The organism is Microbacterium sp. NPDC056044, from assembly GCF_042267145.1.
In the GTDB taxonomy this organism is placed as follows: domain Bacteria; phylum Actinomycetota; class Actinomycetes; order Actinomycetales; family Microbacteriaceae; genus Microbacterium.
The window spans coordinates 49,888-66,228 of the sequence record NZ_JBHJWZ010000006.1 but is presented as its reverse complement, the minus strand read 5'-3'; the positions used below and the strand labels follow the sequence as shown (position 1 = coordinate 66,228).

General features: G+C 72.4%; 16 protein-coding genes. 5 read left to right on the top strand and 11 right to left on the bottom strand.

What is annotated here, in order from left to right:
- Nucleotides 1-56: 56 nt before the first annotated feature.
- Both msuE and ACFC1I_RS17465 read right to left on the bottom strand, forming a co-directional pair.
- On the bottom strand, nt 57-674 hold the full coding sequence (msuE, locus tag ACFC1I_RS17470) for an FMN reductase (RefSeq protein ID WP_376012269.1): 618 nt from the start codon (nt 672-674) through the stop codon (nt 57-59).
- Entirely contained in the window at nt 671-1,531 is an 861-nt protein-coding gene (locus ACFC1I_RS17465) for a sulfurtransferase (RefSeq protein WP_376012266.1), read from the bottom strand. The genes msuE and ACFC1I_RS17465 overlap by 4 nt, the downstream gene beginning before the upstream one ends.
- A gap of 239 nt (nt 1,532-1,770) precedes the next feature.
- Here ACFC1I_RS17465 and ACFC1I_RS17460 point away from each other — a divergent pair, with 239 nt between their 5' ends.
- Nucleotides 1,771-2,352, top strand: a complete 582-nt coding sequence (locus tag ACFC1I_RS17460; RefSeq protein WP_376012263.1) for a hypothetical protein — start codon at nt 1,771-1,773, stop codon at nt 2,350-2,352.
- A gap of 6 nt (nt 2,353-2,358) precedes the next feature.
- On the opposite strand, the gene ACFC1I_RS17455 is transcribed toward ACFC1I_RS17460, so the two are convergent.
- Nucleotides 2,359-4,482 carry a DEAD/DEAH box helicase gene (locus ACFC1I_RS17455; protein ID WP_376012260.1) on the bottom strand — a complete coding sequence of 708 codons (2,124 nt, stop codon included), beginning with the start codon at nt 4,480-4,482 and terminating at the stop codon, nt 2,359-2,361.
- 78 nt (nt 4,483-4,560) lie between these two features.
- Here ACFC1I_RS17455 and ACFC1I_RS17450 point away from each other — a divergent pair, with 78 nt between their 5' ends.
- Together ACFC1I_RS17450 and ACFC1I_RS17445 are read left to right on the top strand one after the other, a co-directional pair.
- Nucleotides 4,561-4,929: a DUF6412 domain-containing protein gene (locus tag ACFC1I_RS17450; protein WP_376012257.1), complete on the top strand. Its 369-nt coding sequence runs from the start codon at nt 4,561-4,563 to the stop codon at nt 4,927-4,929.
- Nucleotides 4,930-5,014: 85 nt separating this feature from the next.
- The gene (locus tag ACFC1I_RS17445) at nt 5,015-5,767 is read left to right on the top strand and encodes a YidC/Oxa1 family membrane protein insertase (protein WP_376012255.1); all 753 of its coding nucleotides are present in this window, start codon (nt 5,015-5,017) and stop codon (nt 5,765-5,767) included.
- A gap of 20 nt (nt 5,768-5,787) precedes the next feature.
- Here the strand turns inward: ACFC1I_RS17445 and ACFC1I_RS17440 are convergent, their stop codons facing one another.
- The 4 genes from ACFC1I_RS17440 to iolC all read right to left on the bottom strand — a co-directional run bounded on the left by ACFC1I_RS17440 (nt 5,788) and on the right by iolC (nt 9,992).
- Complete coding sequence (locus tag ACFC1I_RS17440; protein WP_376012252.1) at nt 5,788-6,846, bottom strand: FUSC family protein; 1,059 nt, start codon at nt 6,844-6,846, stop codon at nt 5,788-5,790.
- Nucleotides 6,847-6,857: 11 nt separating this feature from the next.
- Entirely contained in the window at nt 6,858-7,484 is a 627-nt protein-coding gene (locus tag ACFC1I_RS17435) for a TetR/AcrR family transcriptional regulator (protein ID WP_376012249.1), read from the bottom strand.
- A 64-nt stretch (nt 7,485-7,548) separates the two neighbouring features.
- On the bottom strand, nt 7,549-8,826 hold the full coding sequence (locus ACFC1I_RS17430; protein WP_376012245.1) for an ATP-binding protein: 1,278 nt from the start codon (nt 8,824-8,826) through the stop codon (nt 7,549-7,551).
- A 38-nt stretch (nt 8,827-8,864) separates the two neighbouring features.
- The gene (gene iolC / locus ACFC1I_RS17425; RefSeq protein WP_376012242.1) at nt 8,865-9,992 is read right to left on the bottom strand and encodes a 5-dehydro-2-deoxygluconokinase; all 1,128 of its coding nucleotides are present in this window, start codon (nt 9,990-9,992) and stop codon (nt 8,865-8,867) included.
- A gap of 175 nt (nt 9,993-10,167) precedes the next feature.
- Between iolC and ACFC1I_RS17420 the strand changes: the two genes are divergently transcribed.
- Nucleotides 10,168-10,926 carry a GntR family transcriptional regulator gene (locus tag ACFC1I_RS17420; protein ID WP_376012239.1) on the top strand — a complete coding sequence of 253 codons (759 nt, stop codon included), beginning with the start codon at nt 10,168-10,170 and terminating at the stop codon, nt 10,924-10,926.
- Nucleotides 10,927-10,977: 51 nt separating this feature from the next.
- Here the strand turns inward: ACFC1I_RS17420 and ACFC1I_RS17415 are convergent, their stop codons facing one another.
- The 4 genes from ACFC1I_RS17415 to ACFC1I_RS17400 all read right to left on the bottom strand — a co-directional run bounded on the left by ACFC1I_RS17415 (nt 10,978) and on the right by ACFC1I_RS17400 (nt 15,170).
- Nucleotides 10,978-11,718, bottom strand: a complete 741-nt coding sequence (locus ACFC1I_RS17415; RefSeq protein WP_376012236.1) for a cupin domain-containing protein — start codon at nt 11,716-11,718, stop codon at nt 10,978-10,980.
- Nucleotides 11,719-11,740: 22 nt separating this feature from the next.
- On the bottom strand, nt 11,741-12,655 hold the full coding sequence (locus ACFC1I_RS17410) for a PmoA family protein (protein ID WP_376012233.1): 915 nt from the start codon (nt 12,653-12,655) through the stop codon (nt 11,741-11,743).
- Nucleotides 12,652-13,767, bottom strand: a complete 1,116-nt coding sequence (locus tag ACFC1I_RS17405; RefSeq protein ID WP_376012230.1) for a Gfo/Idh/MocA family protein — start codon at nt 13,765-13,767, stop codon at nt 12,652-12,654. The genes ACFC1I_RS17410 and ACFC1I_RS17405 overlap by 4 nt, the downstream gene beginning before the upstream one ends.
- An 86-nt stretch (nt 13,768-13,853) precedes the next feature.
- Nucleotides 13,854-15,170 (bottom strand): ABC transporter substrate-binding protein, encoded by a 1,317-nt coding sequence (locus tag ACFC1I_RS17400; protein ID WP_376012227.1) that lies wholly within the window; start codon nt 15,168-15,170, stop codon nt 13,854-13,856.
- A gap of 137 nt (nt 15,171-15,307) precedes the next feature.
- On the opposite strand from ACFC1I_RS17400, the gene ACFC1I_RS17395 reads away from it, so the two are divergent.
- A complete protein-coding gene (locus ACFC1I_RS17395; RefSeq protein WP_376012224.1) occupies nt 15,308-16,315 on the top strand; it encodes a LacI family DNA-binding transcriptional regulator in 1,008 nt (335 codons plus the stop codon).
- Nucleotides 16,316-16,341: the final 26 nt, after the last annotated feature.

Sequence of the window (16,341 nt, the reverse complement as noted above, 5' to 3'; positions counted from 1 at the left end):
GATGCTGCGACCTCCGCGCTCTCGCACGCGCCGGGCCGCAGCATCCCACTCCCCGCTCACCAGGTCGCGAAGTACTCCGATCGACGCACGAGCGCGGCCTGCTCGATCAGCGGCAGTGAGCGGTCGACGGCCTGCGCGACGCGCTGCGCGACGTCGGGCGAGGTCAGCTCGTAGTCGGTGAAGTCGCTGTTCGAGGCGTAGACGCCGATCGGCAGGGTCAGCGCCTGGAAGAACCCGAACAGCGGGCGCAGCTGGTGTTCGATGATGAGCGCATGCCGCTCGCCTCCGCCCGTCGCCGCGAGGAGCACGGGCGTTCCCACGAGGTCGTACTGGCCGGCGAAGTCGAAGAGGTGCTTGAACAGTCCCGTGAAGGATGCGCGGTACACCGGGCTCGCCGCGACGATGAGATCGGCCGACTCGATCGCCCGCAGGGCGCTCTCGACCTCGGGGGCCCCTTCTTCGCGCGTGAGCGCGCCCGCGAAGCCGGGACCCAGCGCGGCGACCTCGACGAGTTCGGTCTCGGCGGGGATCCGCTGGGCGACGTTCGCGAGGATGGTCCGCACGAGGGCGGTGGTGCGGCTCGGCTCGTGGAGCGATCCCGACACGCCCACCACGCGCAGCGGGCGGTCGGCGATGGTGCGGAGAGCGGGCGCTTCGCGCAGTGCTCCGGTCATACCGGCACCACGTCCAGCGACGGCGCAGGGCCGACGGCGGCCAGCCGGCCGCGCGAGCGCGACCACTGGCTCCACGATCCCGGGTAGACGACGACGTCGATGCCGGCGAGCGCGCCGGCGAGCGCCGTGTGGGTCGCCGCGATGCCCGAGCCGCAGTACGCCGCGACCGAGACGCCTTCGACGACGCCCGCAGCCGCGAACGCCGCGCGGATCTCGTCGGGTGAGCGGAATCTCCCCGCGGTCAGGTGCACGGTCGTCGGCAGGTTCACCGCGCCCGGAATGTGCCCGCCGACGGGGTCGAGCGGCTCCGCGTCGCCGCGATAGCGCTCCGGCGCGCGCACATCGAGCAGCAGGCCGTGATCGGGCCACTCCTCCACCCCGTCGATGTCGGCGACGCCCTCGGTGATCTCGTCGAGCACGACGTCGCCCGGCGGACGCGGCAGCACGTCGCCCGTCTCGAGCGGGAGGCGCTCGGTCAGCCAGCCGCGCAGGCCGCCGTCGAGCACCCGCACGTCGGCGACCCCCGATCGCGTGAGCACCCACCACGCGCGCGCCGCGGCGACCGAGTGCACGTCGTCGTACGCGACGACGGTGTCGCCGCCACGGATCCCCCACCGCCGCGCAGCAGCCTGGAGCTGCTCGCGCGGCGGCAGCGGGTGGCGCCCCTCGCGCGGATCGCCGCGGCGCGCCAGCTCGTGGTCGAGGTCGACGTAGACCGCACCGGGCAGGTGCCCGTCGAGGTACGCCGGCCGCCCCTCGGGCTGGTCGAGCCGCCAGCGCACGTCGAGGATCCGCGGCGGGGTGCCGCTGCGGATGAGGTCGGCGAGCTCGGTCGGCGAGATGATCGGGGAAGGCATGCCGCCATGCTCGTCGCGCGGTCCGGGCCGCTGCGCGCGGTGACGACACACGCCGCGACACGACGACACGGGACGTCACACGCGGTCATGTGTCAGACCGTGTGGAGGCTGACGGTGTGTCTCGCGGCGAATCCGGGCCCGCTCGCATGCGCGGCCGTACGATTCCGCAAGAACCGATGGAGGAACGGATGCCGCACCCTCGCGCGACACGTGATTCCCGTGGTCCGCGGCGGTCGCGTGTGACCCGGACGCTCGCCGGACTCGCCCTCGTGGCCGGGCTCACGCTCCTCGCCGGGTGCGGGAACGGCGGGATCCCGCTCCCCACCGCCCTCCCCACCAGCCTGCCGACGAATCTGCCGACCCGGACCGCGTCGCCGGCACCCACGGAGGAGCCGACGCCGGAGCCCACACGCGTCCTTCCGACGCGGACGCCCGCTCCGACCCCGGAGCCGACGACGGCACCGGAGCCGACGCCCGAGCCGACGACGGCACCGGAGCCGACGCCCGAGCCCACGCCGGAGCCGACCGTGGCGCCGGAGCCCACCGCCGCGCCCACGACACCCGTCCCGGCGCCCACGGCGGTGCCGGAGCCGACCGCGAGCCCCACGCCCGAGCCGACCGCGACGCCGACTCCCACGCCCACGCCGACACCGACACCGACCCCGTCCGCGACGCCGTCCCCCACTGCCGAGGCGGGCGACAACGCCGCCGCGCCGATCGACTGGGTGCCGTGGGTCGTACTGGTGGTGCTGCTCGTAGCGGCGGCCGTGATCTACCTCATCGTGCGCCGGCCGCGCCCGAAGCCGCCGACCGGGACGTAGCCCGCGTCAGCCGCGGAGGGCGAGCGCGAAGGGGAGCACCGCGGTCGCGCCGGCGCGGCGGAGCATGCGGGCGGCGACGGTGAGGGTCCAGCCGCTGTCGACGCGGTCGTCCACCAGCAGCACGGGCCCCGCCGGGAGGTCGAGCCCCGTCGCCGAGAACCGGTCCCACACGCCGGCGACCCGGAACGCGCTGTTGCCTCCCGGCTGGCCCGTGGGCCCGCCGTCGACGAGATCGAGCGACCCGAGGAACGGCAGCCGGCCGATCTCGGCGATGCCGCGGGCGAGCGAGTCGACGAGCTGCGGCTTCGCACGGGACGGCATCGCGACGACCGCCACGGGACGGTTCTCCCAGCCCCAGTCCGCGAGCACCCGCACGCAGGCCCCGAGCACGTTCTGCGGCACCGGCGCGTCGGCGGCTCCGGCCGCGAACAACTCGCGCAGCGCGCCGCCCCAGCCGAGGTCGGTGAGACGGGCGAGCGCGCGTCCTTCGGCGGCCTGCTCCTCCGCGGAGATGCGGCCCTTCACGGGCACTCCGAGCTTGTCGGCGCCCGTCGGCCACTGCCGCCTCGGCTCGATCGGCACGCCGACGCGGTCGAGGGCCGCGGCCGCCGCATCCGTCGCTCCCGAGGCGATCGCCGTCGGGAACCAGGCGCCCGCGCAGTTGTCGCACCGGCCGCAGGGCGCCGCAGTGTCATCGTCGAGCGAGCGCTGCAGGAACTCCATGCGGCAGCCGGCGGTCTCTTCGTAGTCGATCATGTGCTGCTGCTCGGCGACGCGCTCGGCCGCGATGCGGCGGTAGCGCTCCTCGTCGTAGGTCCATGACTCGCCGGTGGCGATCCAGCCGCCGCGCACGCGGCCGACCGCGCCGTCGACGTCGAGCACCTTCAGCAGCAGCTCGAGCGGCGTGCGGCGGATGTCGACGACCGCCTCGAGCGCCGGCGTCGACATCGGCCCACCGGCCGCGGCGAGCGCGGCGAGCACCCGCTCGGCACGCTCGCGGTCGGGCATCGACGCGGTCGCGAAGTAGTGCCAGATCTCGCGGTCCTCGACGCCGGGGAGCAGCAGCACGTCGGCCGAGCCGGTCGCACGGCCCGCACGACCGACCTGCTGGTAGTACGACACGGGCGACGACGGGGCGCCGAGGTGCACGACGAAGCCGAGGTCGGGCTTGTCGAACCCCATGCCGAGCGCACTGGTCGCGACGAGGGCCTTCACCTTGTTGTCCTTGAGGAGCGCCTCGGACTCCTCCCGCTCGTCGGTGTCGGTCTGCCCGGTGTAGGCCCGCACGTCGTAGCCGCGTTCGCGCAGCAGCCGCGCGGTGTCGTTCGCGGCGGCCACGGTCAGCGTGTAGATGATGCCCGACCCGGGGAGGTCGCCGAGGTGGCTGAGGAGCCACGCCAGCCGGGCCGGCGAGTTCGGCAGGCGCAGCACGCCGAGCCGCAGCGACGCCCGCGCGAGCGGGCCGCGGATCGTCAGCACGCCCTGGGCCGCAGCATCCTGGTCCGCAATGCCGGCGTCGAGCTGCTCGGCGACATCCGCGACGACGCGGCTGTTGGCGGTCGCGGTGGTCGCGAGCACCGGCACGCCGGCGGGCATGCGCGCGATGAGGTCGCGCAGGCGCCGGTAGTCGGGGCGGAAATCGTGGCCCCAGTCACTGATGCAGTGCGCCTCGTCGACGACGAGGAGGCCGATGCGGGCGACCAGCTGCGGCAGCTGCTCGTCGCGGAACGACGGGTTGTTGAGCCGCTCGGGCGACACGAGCAGCACGTCGACCTCGTCGCGGTCGAGCTGGGCGAGCACCTCGCCCCACTCGTGCGCGTTGGTCGAATCGATCTTCACGGCCCGCACCCCGGCGCGCGCCGCCGCGGCGATCTGATCCCGCATGAGCGCCAAGAGTGGCGACACGAGGACCGTCGGTCCGGCTCCCCGGCGTCGGGGGAGCAGCGTCGACACGAAGTAAACGGCGGACTTGCCCCACCCGGTGCGCTGGACGACGAGCGCGCGGCGGCGGTCGTCGACGAGGGCCTCGATCGCCTCGAACTGCCCGTCGTGGAAGTCGGCGTCGTCGCGCCCGACGAGGGTGCGCAGCACCTCGAGGGCTTCGGTGCGGGTCGTCGTGGTCGCTGTCACCCTTCCACCCTGCCCGACACGACCGACACCGGCGACCGCCGGGCCTGCACGTGGGGAGTGCGCGCCCCCCGTGCTACCGTGGCCGCGACGGAGGAGGTGCGCGTGCTCGAGACGATCGTCGTCGTGCTCCGCCTCGTGGCCGAGGTGGTCGCATCCGTCACCCGCCCCGCCGCCGAGCTCCTCGGCGCGGCCGCGCGCTCGCTCTTCGAGGTCGCGCCCGCGGCCCAACCCGCGGCCGGCGCCCTCGTGATCGCGGTCGCCGTCGTGGCGACTCTGGCGCTCCTCGCCGTCGCGATCGCCGTCCTCTTCTCCCCCGTTCGGGCGATCGCCACCGCGGCCCACCCGCGCCGCGCGATCACCGATGCAACGCGGCTCACCGCGTCCCACCCCGACGCTCCGGGGCACTCCCGTCCGCGCGCTCCGGGTTCCGCGGCCCTGGCCGCGTAGCCCCGACGCACGTTCCCTCCGAGGACCGCTCGCCGGTGCCTTCGTGGCCGCACGCCACGACCCGCACCCGACGAACGGACATTCCTTGGACCTCTACGCCTTCCCACCTGTCGCCGCGATCCTCGACGCGGCCTACTCCCTGCTCATGGGGCTCGCCGCCCTGCTCGAACCCCTCGCCGGATCGGCGGCGGCCGCAGCATCCGTCGTCGTCCTCACCCTGCTGGTGCGGGCGGCGCTCATCCCCGCCGGCATCGCACAGGCGAAGGCCGAGCAGACCCGCAGCCGCCTCGCGCCGAAGCTGCGCGACCTGCAGCGCCGCCACAGGAAGAACCCCGAGCGCCTGCAGCGCGAGACGATGAAGCTCTACGCCGACGAGAAGGCGTCGCCGCTCGCGGGCTGCCTGCCGATGCTCGCGCAGGCGCCCGTCGTGGCGATCGTGTACGCGCTGTTCCTGCACACCTCGATCGCCGGGCACGCGAACGCGCTGCTCGCGCACGAGCTCCTCTCGGTGCCGCTCGGCACGAGTCTCGTCGGCGCGGTCGCCGCGGGAACGGCCTCCGCCGCGACCGTCGGCGTGTTCGCAGGTGTGCTCGTGGTGATCGTCGCGGTGGCCGAGATCACGCGGCGCGCGTTCCGCCCCGTGATCGAGACGGCGATGGATGCCTCGCCCCTGGCCGGCGCCGGCATGGCCAGGGTCGCCGGGGTGCTGCAGTTCACGACCGCGGTGTTCGCGGTGTTCGTGCCGCTCGCCGCCGCGCTGTACCTGGCGACGACGGTGGCCTGGACGCTGGTGCAGCGCCTGGTGCTGCGCAGGGTCTACCCCCTCGCGACGGCGTGAGGGCGCAGCATCCGTCCGGGTCAGTCCGCCGGGTCGTTGCGGGCGTGGAGCAGACCGCTCGCCGCGCCGAGCACGGCCCCGGCCAGCGTGTCGACGACGCGCTCGGTCGCGACGGCCACGGTGTCGACCCCGCCGGTCGCGGCGCCCGTGAGCAGCAGCACGAGCGGCGTGATGAAGACGAGCGCGAGCGCGTAGTTGCGCACGACGAACAGCTCGATCGTGAACTGCAGCACGCCCAGCACCAGCGCCAGCCACAGCGCGGGGATCGGCAGCGGCGCGAGCAGCAGGTAGACGCCGGCGCCGAGGATCGTGCCGATCAGGCGGTGCAGCCCGCGGCTGAACGCCGCCCGCCGGTCGGGGGCGATGCCCACGACCGCGACTGCCGCGCCCACGATCCAGTACGCCCGCTCCGGGTCGACGAACAGCGCGACGGCGATGCCGACCACGGTCACCAGCGCGACGCGGACCACGAGCATCCGCTCCCCCGGCGGCCAGGCCGGGCCGGGCAGCACCTGCCGGAGCGGCCTCGCGACGACGCGGCGGCGGCTCGGCAGCACCAGCGGGACGAGCGAGACGAACGAGGAGAACAGGATGCCGCAGGCCACCGCCGCCACGTAGGTCGCCGCATCCGCTCCCGCGGCGATGATGTGCGCCGACAGCCCGTAGACGAGCACGACGAACAGAGGACCGGGCGGGCCGACGGCGAAGCCGAACATGGCGACGGCAGCCCCGACGGCGACGACCACGAGGCCGACGAGGGTCGCGACCGGGAAGGGACCCGCGAGAGCGCCGAGCATCGCCGCGAGAACGAGTCCTCCGGCGACGAAGGGCACGACGCGCGCCCGCTCGCGCACCGGAAGGTGGGTGCCGTACAGCGCGACGAACGCGCCGGTCGCCGCCTGGAAGCCGAGATCCGGCCGCCCGAGCACGGTCATCACCGCGATCGGCACGGCCATCGCGATCGCCGCGCGCAGGCCGATCGCCCACCGTGGCGCCGGCGCGGGCGCGAGGCGGAACAGACTCGACACCGCGTGGGCCACTTCGGCCCCGAACCGGCGTCCGGCGCTGTGCTGCGGCATCCGTCCTCCTCTCAGACCGCCGGGCGCGCGGCCGGAGCCGGCTCCGCGAGCAGCTGGTCGAGAAGGGCGAGGGCGGCGTCCTGCGGCGCCTGGGGGTCGAGCAGCCACTGCGTCTGCAGCCCGTCGGAGGCCGCGATCAGGAGCGCCGAGGCGGCCATCGGATCGACGTCCGCCCGGATGCGCCCGGCGCGCTGGTTGTGCCGCACACGCTCGGCGATCTCGGTGCGGACGCGCACGAAGCGCTCGGTCGCGAACGCGCGCGCGGCGGGATGGCCCTCTTCGAGCGCCGACGCGACGAGCGAGGAGTACAGCTGCACGAGCCCCTGCACCTCGTGGTTGGCGTCGCTCCACCGGCGCAGGAGCTCGGTGGGGGTGACGTCCGGCGGCACGGGCTCCCAGTCGTCGTCGCGGGCCTCGGACTGACGGTAGACGGCGATGAGGAGCTCTTCGAGCGAGCCGAAGTAGTGCTTCAGGGCGGCGTGGGTGACGCCGACCTCTTCGGCGATCGCGCGGAGGCTGGTGCGGTCGGAGCCGCGCTTCGCGAACACCTCGATGGCCCGGTCGAGGATCTCCTGGCGACGGGCGACGCCCTTCGCATACGACCCGCGCGGGATCGGCTGGTGCTCCGCTTCGGCCATGCCTCCCATGGTATTCGACGCTAAACCTCCAACCGGAGGTATTCAGGTGCGGATCTCGAGGACGCTAAAGGCGGCCGACGGTCTCGATGTCTTCGAGGAAGTCGGCGGCGACCTGCGCCGACACGGTGGCGCGCGTGCCGGCGATCGCGGCCGTGTAGTCCGCCATGAACGGGCCGTCGGGCTCGGACGAGCCCGAGTCCACGGCGTTCTCGAGGGCGGACTGCGACGCCTTGCGCGCGGCGAACTCGATGTCGGCGGGCGAGAAGCCGTCGGTCATCGCGACGAGCTCGGGCACGTCGATCCCGACGGCCGCCTCGGGGATGTAACGGCGCCAGATCGCGTCGCGGGCCGCGTCGTCGGGCAGGCCGATCGGGATCACGTAGTCGAATCGGCCATGCCGGAGGAACGCGGCATCCAGCGATCTGATGAAGTTCGTCGCGCAGATCAGGAGGCGTCCCGGCTGCTCGCGGAAGGCGGGGATGATCTTGAGCAGCTCGTTCGTGACGCCCTGCGTCGGCGACGGCGGCTCGCCCTGGCGGTGCGAGGCGATCTCTTCGACCTCGTCGATGAAGACGACGGCGTGCTCGAGCTCGGCGATCGTCGCGAAGGTCTCGCGCAGCGCGCCGGCGAGGCCACCCGGGTGGGACGCGAGCCGCGAAGGGAAGACCTCGACGAACGACCACTCCAGGCGCGACGCGATCGCCTTGGCGAACGTCGTCTTGCCGGTGCCGGGCGGCCCGAAGAGCACGATCGCGCGCGGCGGCACCACCCCGAAGCGCTCGGCGAGCTCGGACTGCGCGAGCGGCAGCACCACGCGGCGTTCGAGGAGCTCCTTCTCCGTGTTCATGCCGCCGACCGCGTCCCAGAGCCCGCGGGGCAGCACGCGGCCGCCGAGCTCGGCGAGGCGCTTGAGCTCCTCGCGCTGCACGGGGATGTGCCGCTCGAAGTAGTGGAGGTCCTGCTTGAGCGCGAACCCCTGGCGGAGGAACGCCCCCACTCGCGTCTCGACGGCGGGCATCAGCGCCGACAGCTTCGAGATGCCCTGCGGCGCCATGCGCGCCTCGAGCGCCGACAGCAGCGACGAGCCCATGCCCGCGCCGCGCAGGTGGGAGGCGGTCGCGAGGAAGACGACCCAGCCCTGCGCGTGGGCGGCGCGGCCGATCGCGGCGCCGACGACCTGCTCGCCCATGACCGCGACCACCGCATGGTCCTTCGCGCACGAGGCGAGCACTTCGGACAGGCTGTAGACGGGCTCGACGCCCTCGGCGGTGACCTGCTCCCAGAGCCGCAGGATGCCGTCGACGTCGTCGGCGTGATAGTCGCGGATGCGCCAGCCTGCCATGCCCGGACTCCCTTCGGTGCGAGGTGGGTCGCCTCAGGCTACCCACGCGGGTGAGGGTCGCACAGTCGTATTAAGGCGTCCGGCCGGACGGACTGTCGGGCGCCCGGCCGGACGGGTCTCAGGCCGCCGGGACGGCGATGTCGCGCACCAGCGCGTCGAGCTGCGCGTCGGCGTCGAGGAACTGACGCAGCGTGTTGCGCGCGGCGCCGAACTCCTCGAACTCGTCGGGGCGCATGCCGTCGACGTCGTAGGCGCGGCGGAACTCGCTGAGCGCGGTGAGCTCGTCGAGGATCGCGGCGTCCACCGGCACGCCGATGCGGTCCTCGGCGGGGATGCCGTTCGCGTCGATGCGGTGCTGACAGGGCGCCACCGAAGGCATCGCCCGCGCCCAGGCCGTTCACCACGTCGACCCAGTAGGGCGGCACGACGACCGACTCCTCACGGGTCTTCGCGAGCACGCCCTTGGGTCCCTGCTTCACGATCGCGAGCTCGACGCCGCGCTCGAGCAGCGCGTCTGCGGCGCGCTCGGGCTCGGTCTCTCCGACGGCGACCTCGCACTCCTCGCGGTTGCCGACGGCGACCGTCGCGTGCTCGAGCGCGCGCGACACCTGCACGCCCGCCTCGGCGGGGTCGGCCCAGAACATGGGGCGGTAGTCCAGGTCGAACACGGTGTGCCCTGCGGTGCGGGCCTGGAGCGCCGCGTGGTGCGCCGCGCGGCTGGGCTCCTGGCTGAGCCCGGTCGCGGTGAACCAGAAGATGCGCGCGGAGCGGACGGCCTCGAGGTCGAGGTCGGCGGGCGCCACGTCGAGGTCGGGCGCCTTCGGCTCGCGGTAGAAGTACAGCGGGAAGTCGTCAGGCGGGAAGATCTCGCAGAACGTGACCGGCGTCTTGAGCGTCGGGTTCACGCCCACGTAGCGGTTGTCGACGCCCAGTCGTGCGAGCTCGGCGAGGAGGTAGCGGCCGAACGGGTCGTCGCCGACCCCGGCGATGAGTGCGACACGGCGGCCGTGCCGCGCGGCGGCGACGCTGACGTTCGCGGCGCTGCCGCCGAGGAACTTGCCGAACGTCTGCACCTCTTCGAGCCCCACTCCGGACTGGAGCGGGTAGATGTCGACACCCAGCCGTCCGAAGGCCAGGACGTCGAAGGGAGAAGTGTTCTCGGTCATACTCCGCTGTACAACTCTCTGCGCGTCCCGCGGGCTGCGCATCGGTGGATCATTTGTCCTGACAATAGCACAAGCATCCCGCGATGCAACACCCTCTTGCGCGTGTCGTCGAGTGACAAAGTCCGACCGATGTACCATTGTCGGGACATTATGCTGTCGGGACTTGGAGTGGATGATGGCAGACGACGTGGTCAAGATCGACGAGCTGCTCGCGAACCTGGACCGCACCGGTCCGGTGCCGCTGTACTTCCAGGTGTCGACCGCCATCGAACAGGCGATCCGCTCGGGTGAGATCCCCGCGGGCGCACGGCTCGAGAACGAGATCGCGATCGGCCAGCGGGCGGGGCTCTCCCGGCCGACGATCCGCCGCGCGATGGAGGAGCTCGTCGACAAGGGACTGCTCGTGCGCCGCCGCGGCATCGGCACGCAGGTCGTGCAGGGGCAGGTCACGCGCCAGGTCGAGCTCACCAGCCTCTACGAAGACCTCAAGAGCTCACAGCACGAACCCGGAACCCTCGTCCTCGAGCACGACACCCGGGCCGCCGACCCGGCCACCGCCGAGGCGCTGCGCGTTCCGGTCGGCTCCGACATCGTCTACCTCCGACGCCAGCGCTCCACCGACGGCGTGCCCGTCGCGGTGCTCACGAACTACCTGCCGATCGAGTTCGCCGACATCACCACCGAGCAGCTGCAGCAGAAGGGTCTCTACGAGATCATGCGCGCGCGCGGCGTCACGATCCGCGTCGCGAACCAGAAGATCGGCGCGCGCCGCGCTCACGGTGACGAGCCGGGCCTCCTCGACATCGACAAGGGCGGCCCCGTCCTCACGATGGAGCGCGTCGCCTTCGACGCCTCCGGCCGCGCCGTCGAGTTCGGCCACCACTGCTACCGCCCCGACATGTACAGCTTCCAGACGACGCTCGTCGCCAAGTAGCGCACAGACGGGACGGATGCCTCGGCCCGAGGCATCCGTCCCCGTCACTGCTCAGCGGGTCACGAGGTCGCCGCTCACGTCGTAGGCGCGCAGCCGGCCGCACATGCCGAACCCCCGCTCGCCCTCGAGCGACGGCGCCTGCGAGACAGCGGCCGAGGAGAGGTGCCCCGCCTCGCCGGCGGCGAGCGCCCGGGTGATGTCGAGGCTGTGCGCGGCCTGCGCGGCCGGACCGCGCTCGACGATCCCGCTCCAGTCCGCGGCGCGTCCCTGCACCAGCCGGGCGGCCGCCGCGTGGAACTCCCGCAGGGGCCCGAGGTCGCCGGCCCGCGCGGCGTCCCGCAGGACGAGGAACCCCTCGACCGCGAGATCGCGCCGTCGCGCCGCCGCCGCGGCCCGTGCCTCCAGCGAGTCAGCCGGGAGCGCTGCGGCTGCGGCGTACCGCGCCGCGTCGGCGACGATGTCGGCCGGGAAGGTCATCACGGCGTCACCCGCCTCGGGGAGCCCCGCGTTGCCCATGACCACGAGCACCTCGAGTCCGCCGTGGTTCACCGCACGGTGGATCGTACCGGGGGTGAACCACACCACGGAGCCCTTGCGCAGCTCGGTCTCGCGCAGTCCGCCGGGGTCGAGCGTGTGCAGCTCGCCGTGCCCGCCGATCACGACGTAGCACTCGGTGGAGGCGAGATGCATGTGCGGGCTGCCGCCGCGGAGGCCGTCGGGAGCGAGGTCGTCGTAGACGTCGAGCAGGGTCACGGAGGTGGCGCCGGGGAACGTGGGCGCGGTGTCGGTCACGAAAGCTCCTCTCCCTCTCGACTCAGACTAAGACCGGCTGGAGGATGCCTCGGAGCACGTCGGCGAGCGGCTCCGCAGCATCCGCTCCCCCATCGGCGATGCCGACGGCGTACCGGAACCGCGCGGTCTCGCCGGGAGCGACGACGAGCTCTTCGCTGAAGAAGGGCGCGGGGTTCAGCGCGGCGAACTCCTCGGAGCGTGCGAACCACTGCGGCGGGTGGTAAGGGTTGGCGCTGTCATCGAGCATGAGCACGAGCGACGTGGCGTCGACGTCGTCGTGGCGGCCGACGAAGCCCATCCACTCGAAGCGCGCGCCCCGCACGTCGTCGCCTGCGCCGGAGGCTCCGGGCGCGACGAGCGTGCCGTCGGTGAACGAGCGGGGTCCGCGCCAGAACAGCCCGCCGTAACCGGCGTTCTCGCGTCCCTTGGTCGTCGGGGAGCCGATGGCGATCGGTGCGCCCGACACGTTGGTCAGCTGCGTGTCGAAGGTGAGGGCCCACGCGGTGTCCGACACGATCTCGGCGGTCAGCGCGCGCTCCTCGGTGAACAGCACGTCCCCCGCCTCCGTGATCCATCGCAGCCCGTGCGCGACCGTGGCGCGCTCGCCCGCCTCGAGCTCGAGGGCTCCGTCGTGCTGCTGGATGCCGTTGTTCGGCAGCTGCACGTAGAACTGCCCGTGGACGTACGTGGGGCCGCCCCAGAAGTTCTCGTCGTTCACGACCGGCAGCGCCCAGGCGATGCCCTTGTGCCACACATGGTCGTGCGGACGGAAGAGGCTGACGACGTCGCCGCGGCGCGTGCGGATCGGGTGCAGGTAGGGCTTGGGCGACTCCAGCGGATCCGTCGTGGGCTGATACACGTAGGTGAAGAGGTCGACGTCGCCGTCGCGGACGGTGACCGCGGAGCCGATCTCGTGCGTGATGCGCAGCGTGCTCATGCGAGCACCCCCTTCACGGGAGCCCAGGGCACGATCCCGCCGCTCATGGAGCGGACGAAGGGATCCTCGCCGCGCAGCTCCCCTGCCTGGACCGCGGCCCCACGGAACGCGGAGGCGTAGGTGGCCGCGGCGAACTCGAGCGTGTGCCGCGCTTCGGCGAGGTCGACGCCGGGAGCCTCGCCCGCCTCGAAGGCATCGAGGATCGCGCGGATCTGGTCGCGGTGCCCGCTGGTCGCCCCGCTGTCCAGGCCCTCGGCCCAGCGGGTCGCGAGATGCTCGTGGCCCGGCGCCGGCGTGAAGGTCCAGTCCTCGCTGGTGTACCCGTACAGGTGGCGCACCTCGACGGACGCGAACTCGAAGTCGAACCGCAGGCGAGAGGTCTCGTGCGGCGAGACGAGCGAGTTGACGACGGTCGCGAGGGCGTCGTTCTCGAAGCGCACCAGCGCCATCGAGACGTCCTCGGTGTCGGTCGGTCGCAGCTGTCGTGCCGCGAAGGCGCTCACCTGCGACCAGCGACCGAAGATCGCGAACAGCAGATCGAATTGATGGATGCCGTGGCCCATGGTCGGACCACCGCCCTCGACATCCCATCGCCCGCGCCACGGCACGTCGAAGTACTCGTCCGGGCGGTACCACAGGGTCTCGCACGTGGCGACGAGGGGCCGGCCGAGCTCGCCCCCGGCGACGAGGTCGCCGAGGTGGCGGGCGGCGGCGCCGAACCGGTGCTGGAACACCGTGAGCACCGGCACGCCGGTCTCGGCCTGAACGGCCTCGAGCTCGTCGACCTCGCCGAGCGTGAGCGCGGTGGGCTTCTCGACGAGCGACGGAACGCCCGCGCGCATCGCCTGGATCGCGAGCGGCGTGTGCGTCTGCGGCGGCGTGCAGACGTGCACGAGGTCGAGCTCCTCGTTCGCGAAGAGATCCGGCGCGTCGGCGTAGACCCGGTCGATGCCGAAGCTCTCGGCGAAGGCGGCGGCGCGCGCACCGTCGAGGTCCACGACGCCGGCGATCTCGACGCGGGGCGAGAGGGTGTTCAGGGCGTCGGCGTGGGCGTGGGCGATGCCGCCGGTGCCGATGATGCCGACGCGGAAGGGTGGGCGGGGTGCGGACATCGTGTGTCGGTCTTTCTGTGGAGTGCGGGGCGGGGGGACGACAGGCGCGGCCCGGGACAAGTCGAGCCGCGCCTGCCGAGTGCGGGTCACTGGTTGAGGACGACGTCCATCTCGGTGAAGAACTGGTCGACGGCCTCATCGACGGTGATCGTGCCGAAGTTCAGCTCGATGCCGATCTGGCGGAACTTGTCCTCGATGGTGCCGTAGCCGGTCACCGGGACCGGCGGCGCGTCGCCCAGCCGGTCGGCGATGGACTCCTCGTAGTCGGCGATCTGCTGGTTGATGCCATCGAGGCTCGCGCCCGACATCGCCGTCTCGGAGGCCGGGAACCCTCGGTTGGTGCCGAAGACCTCACCCGTGACCGGGTCGTTCACGAGGAAGTCGATGAGGATCGCTGCGGCCTCGGGGTGATCCGTGCCCGCGGATGCCGAGAGCAGCATGCCGGCCTTCTTGTAGAGGTCCTGTGCGCCCTTCTTCGTCACCGGCGGGGCGGTGATCTCGAGCTCGGTGTACGGCTCGCCGAGGTTGGCGAGGTAGCTCACGCCGAAGCTGTCCCACGTCATCTCGCTCGTCTGCTGCGCGGTGTCGAAGCCCGTCATCGGCATCGTCTCCTCGAGACGCTGCTGCGGGATGGTGATGCCGTCGCGCAGCTCCTGCCCGGACTCCCAGTAGGCATGCAGCTCGTCCTTCGTGAAGTTCGCCTCGCCGTCGTCGGTGAAGAGGTCCTTGCCCTTGGCCCGCTGCTGGATCTCGAAGCTCTGGATGCGGCCGGTGTAGTCCGCCCCGCCCCAGACGTCGACACCCTTGGCCTTCGCGGCGTCGGTGACCTCGGCCATCCAGTCGTTGTAGTCCTGCCAGTCGCCCTCCTCGAACGGCTCGACGCCGATCTCGTCGAGCAGCACGCTGTTCTGGTACATGCTCCACGCGTTCGTGGAGATGGTGATGCCGGTGGTGGCGCCGTCGATCTGTCCGATCTGGAGCACGTTGTCGGGCAGCGGCTCGGTGTCGATGAGCGAGCCGAGATACGGCGTCAGGTCGAGGAACAGCCCGTTCTCGGCGTACTGCCGGAGGTAGTTGATGTCGGTCTGCATGACGTCGGGGAGCCCGCCGCCGGCCGCCTCCGTCTGCCGCTTCTCCCAGTACTCGGGGAAGCCGAGGAACGACGTGTTGACTGTGATGTTGGGGTACTCCTCGTGGAAGGCGTCCAGCACCTCGTCGTACAGCTCGGCCCGCACGTCGTTGCCCCAGAACGCGAAGTCCAGAGTCACCTTCTCGTCGGGGTCATAGGTGGGCACGGTGTCGGCGGCGGGCGCCGAGCCGCCGGCGCAGCCCGTGAGGGCCAAGCCGAACGCGGCCACGGCGGCCGTGGCGCCTGCCGCCGTCTTCTTCCTGCGTGTGAACATCATCGTCCTTTCGGAATGCGGTCCTGGTGTCGGGAGGGATCGAGTGAACCTTCACTTAGTGATCGATCACTTCACTGGGAAGTGAGAATAGTGAAGGTTCACAATCTGTGTCAACATGGATCTCGGAAGGAGGCGCCGTGACGGACACCGCATCGCACCGCCGGCCGACGATCATGGAGGTCGCCCGCCTGGCCGAGGTCTCGCATCAGACCGTGTCGCGCTACTTCCGGGCACCCGACGGGCTCAAGCCCGCCACCAAGGCGCGCGTGCAGGCCGCGGTCGAGCAGCTGAACTACCGCCCGAACCTCGTCGCCCGCTCCATGCGCACCCGGCAGACCGGCCGGCTGGCGGTGGTCGTGCCGACCCTCGCCTACAGCCCGGCGCGCATGCTCGCCGGCGCGAGCGCCGCCGCCCACTGGGCGGGCTACGCCGTCGAGGTGCTGGCTCTCGAAGGCGGGGCGGCGGAACGGACCGAGCGCGTCGCCGAACTCGCCGACTCGGGTCAGGTCGACGGCATCGTCTCGTTCGCACCCGTGCTCGCCTCGCTCGACCTGCAGGCGTCGAGCGGCACGCTCATCGTCGCGTCCGCGGACTTCGATGACGAGATGCGCGGCATCGGCGAGCTCGCGGATGCCTCGGCCCTCGCCGAGGTCATCGAGGGGCTCGCGGATCTCGGCCACCGCAGGTTCCTCCACGTCACCGGAGATCTCCAGTTCGCGTCCGCCCGCGCGCGGCGCGACACATATCTCGAGACGCTCGAGCGACTCGGGCTGGAGTCGTTCGGCGTCGTCGAGGGCGACTGGTCGGCCGAGGCCGGCATGGCGGCCGTGGAGGCTCTCCCCGATCGCGACGGACCCACCGCCGTCGTGGCGGCCAACGATCTCGTCGCCGCCGGAGTGATCCGCGCCGCGCTCGACCGTGGATGGCGCGTGCCCGGCGATCTCAGCGTGAGCGGATGGGACGACCAGCCCCTCGGCCGCCTGCTCAGCCCCGCACTCACGACGGTCGAGATCGACCTCGAGGGTCTGGGCTCACGCGCGATGACCCGTCTCATCGCGGCATTGCGCAACGAGCCGGCGCCCACCGCGCCGCAGCAGCTCCACCGCGTCATCTGGCGCGAGTCCACGGGCCCCGCACCTCGCTGAACCGCCCCGCGACGGGCGGACGCCGC

Coding starts and splice junctions, on each gene's coding strand:
- msuE (WP_376012269.1), bottom strand. CDS start 674: ATGACCGGAGCACTGCGCGAAGCGCCCGCTCTCCGCACCATCGCCGAC.
- ACFC1I_RS17465 (WP_376012266.1), bottom strand. CDS start 1,531: ATGCCTTCCCCGATCATCTCGCCGACCGAGCTCGCCGACCTCATCCGC.
- ACFC1I_RS17440 (WP_376012252.1), bottom strand. CDS start 6,846: ATGCCGCAGCACAGCGCCGGACGCCGGTTCGGGGCCGAAGTGGCCCAC.
- ACFC1I_RS17435 (WP_376012249.1), bottom strand. CDS start 7,484: ATGGCCGAAGCGGAGCACCAGCCGATCCCGCGCGGGTCGTATGCGAAG.
- ACFC1I_RS17430 (WP_376012245.1), bottom strand. CDS start 8,826: ATGGCAGGCTGGCGCATCCGCGACTATCACGCCGACGACGTCGACGGC.
- iolC (WP_376012242.1), bottom strand. CDS start 9,992: ATGACCGAGAACACTTCTCCCTTCGACGTCCTGGCCTTCGGACGGCTG.
- ACFC1I_RS17420 (WP_376012239.1), top strand. CDS start 10,168: ATGGCAGACGACGTGGTCAAGATCGACGAGCTGCTCGCGAACCTGGAC.
- ACFC1I_RS17410 (WP_376012233.1), bottom strand. CDS start 12,655: ATGAGCACGCTGCGCATCACGCACGAGATCGGCTCCGCGGTCACCGTC.
- ACFC1I_RS17405 (WP_376012230.1), bottom strand. CDS start 13,767: ATGTCCGCACCCCGCCCACCCTTCCGCGTCGGCATCATCGGCACCGGC.
- ACFC1I_RS17400 (WP_376012227.1), bottom strand. CDS start 15,170: ATGTTCACACGCAGGAAGAAGACGGCGGCAGGCGCCACGGCCGCCGTG.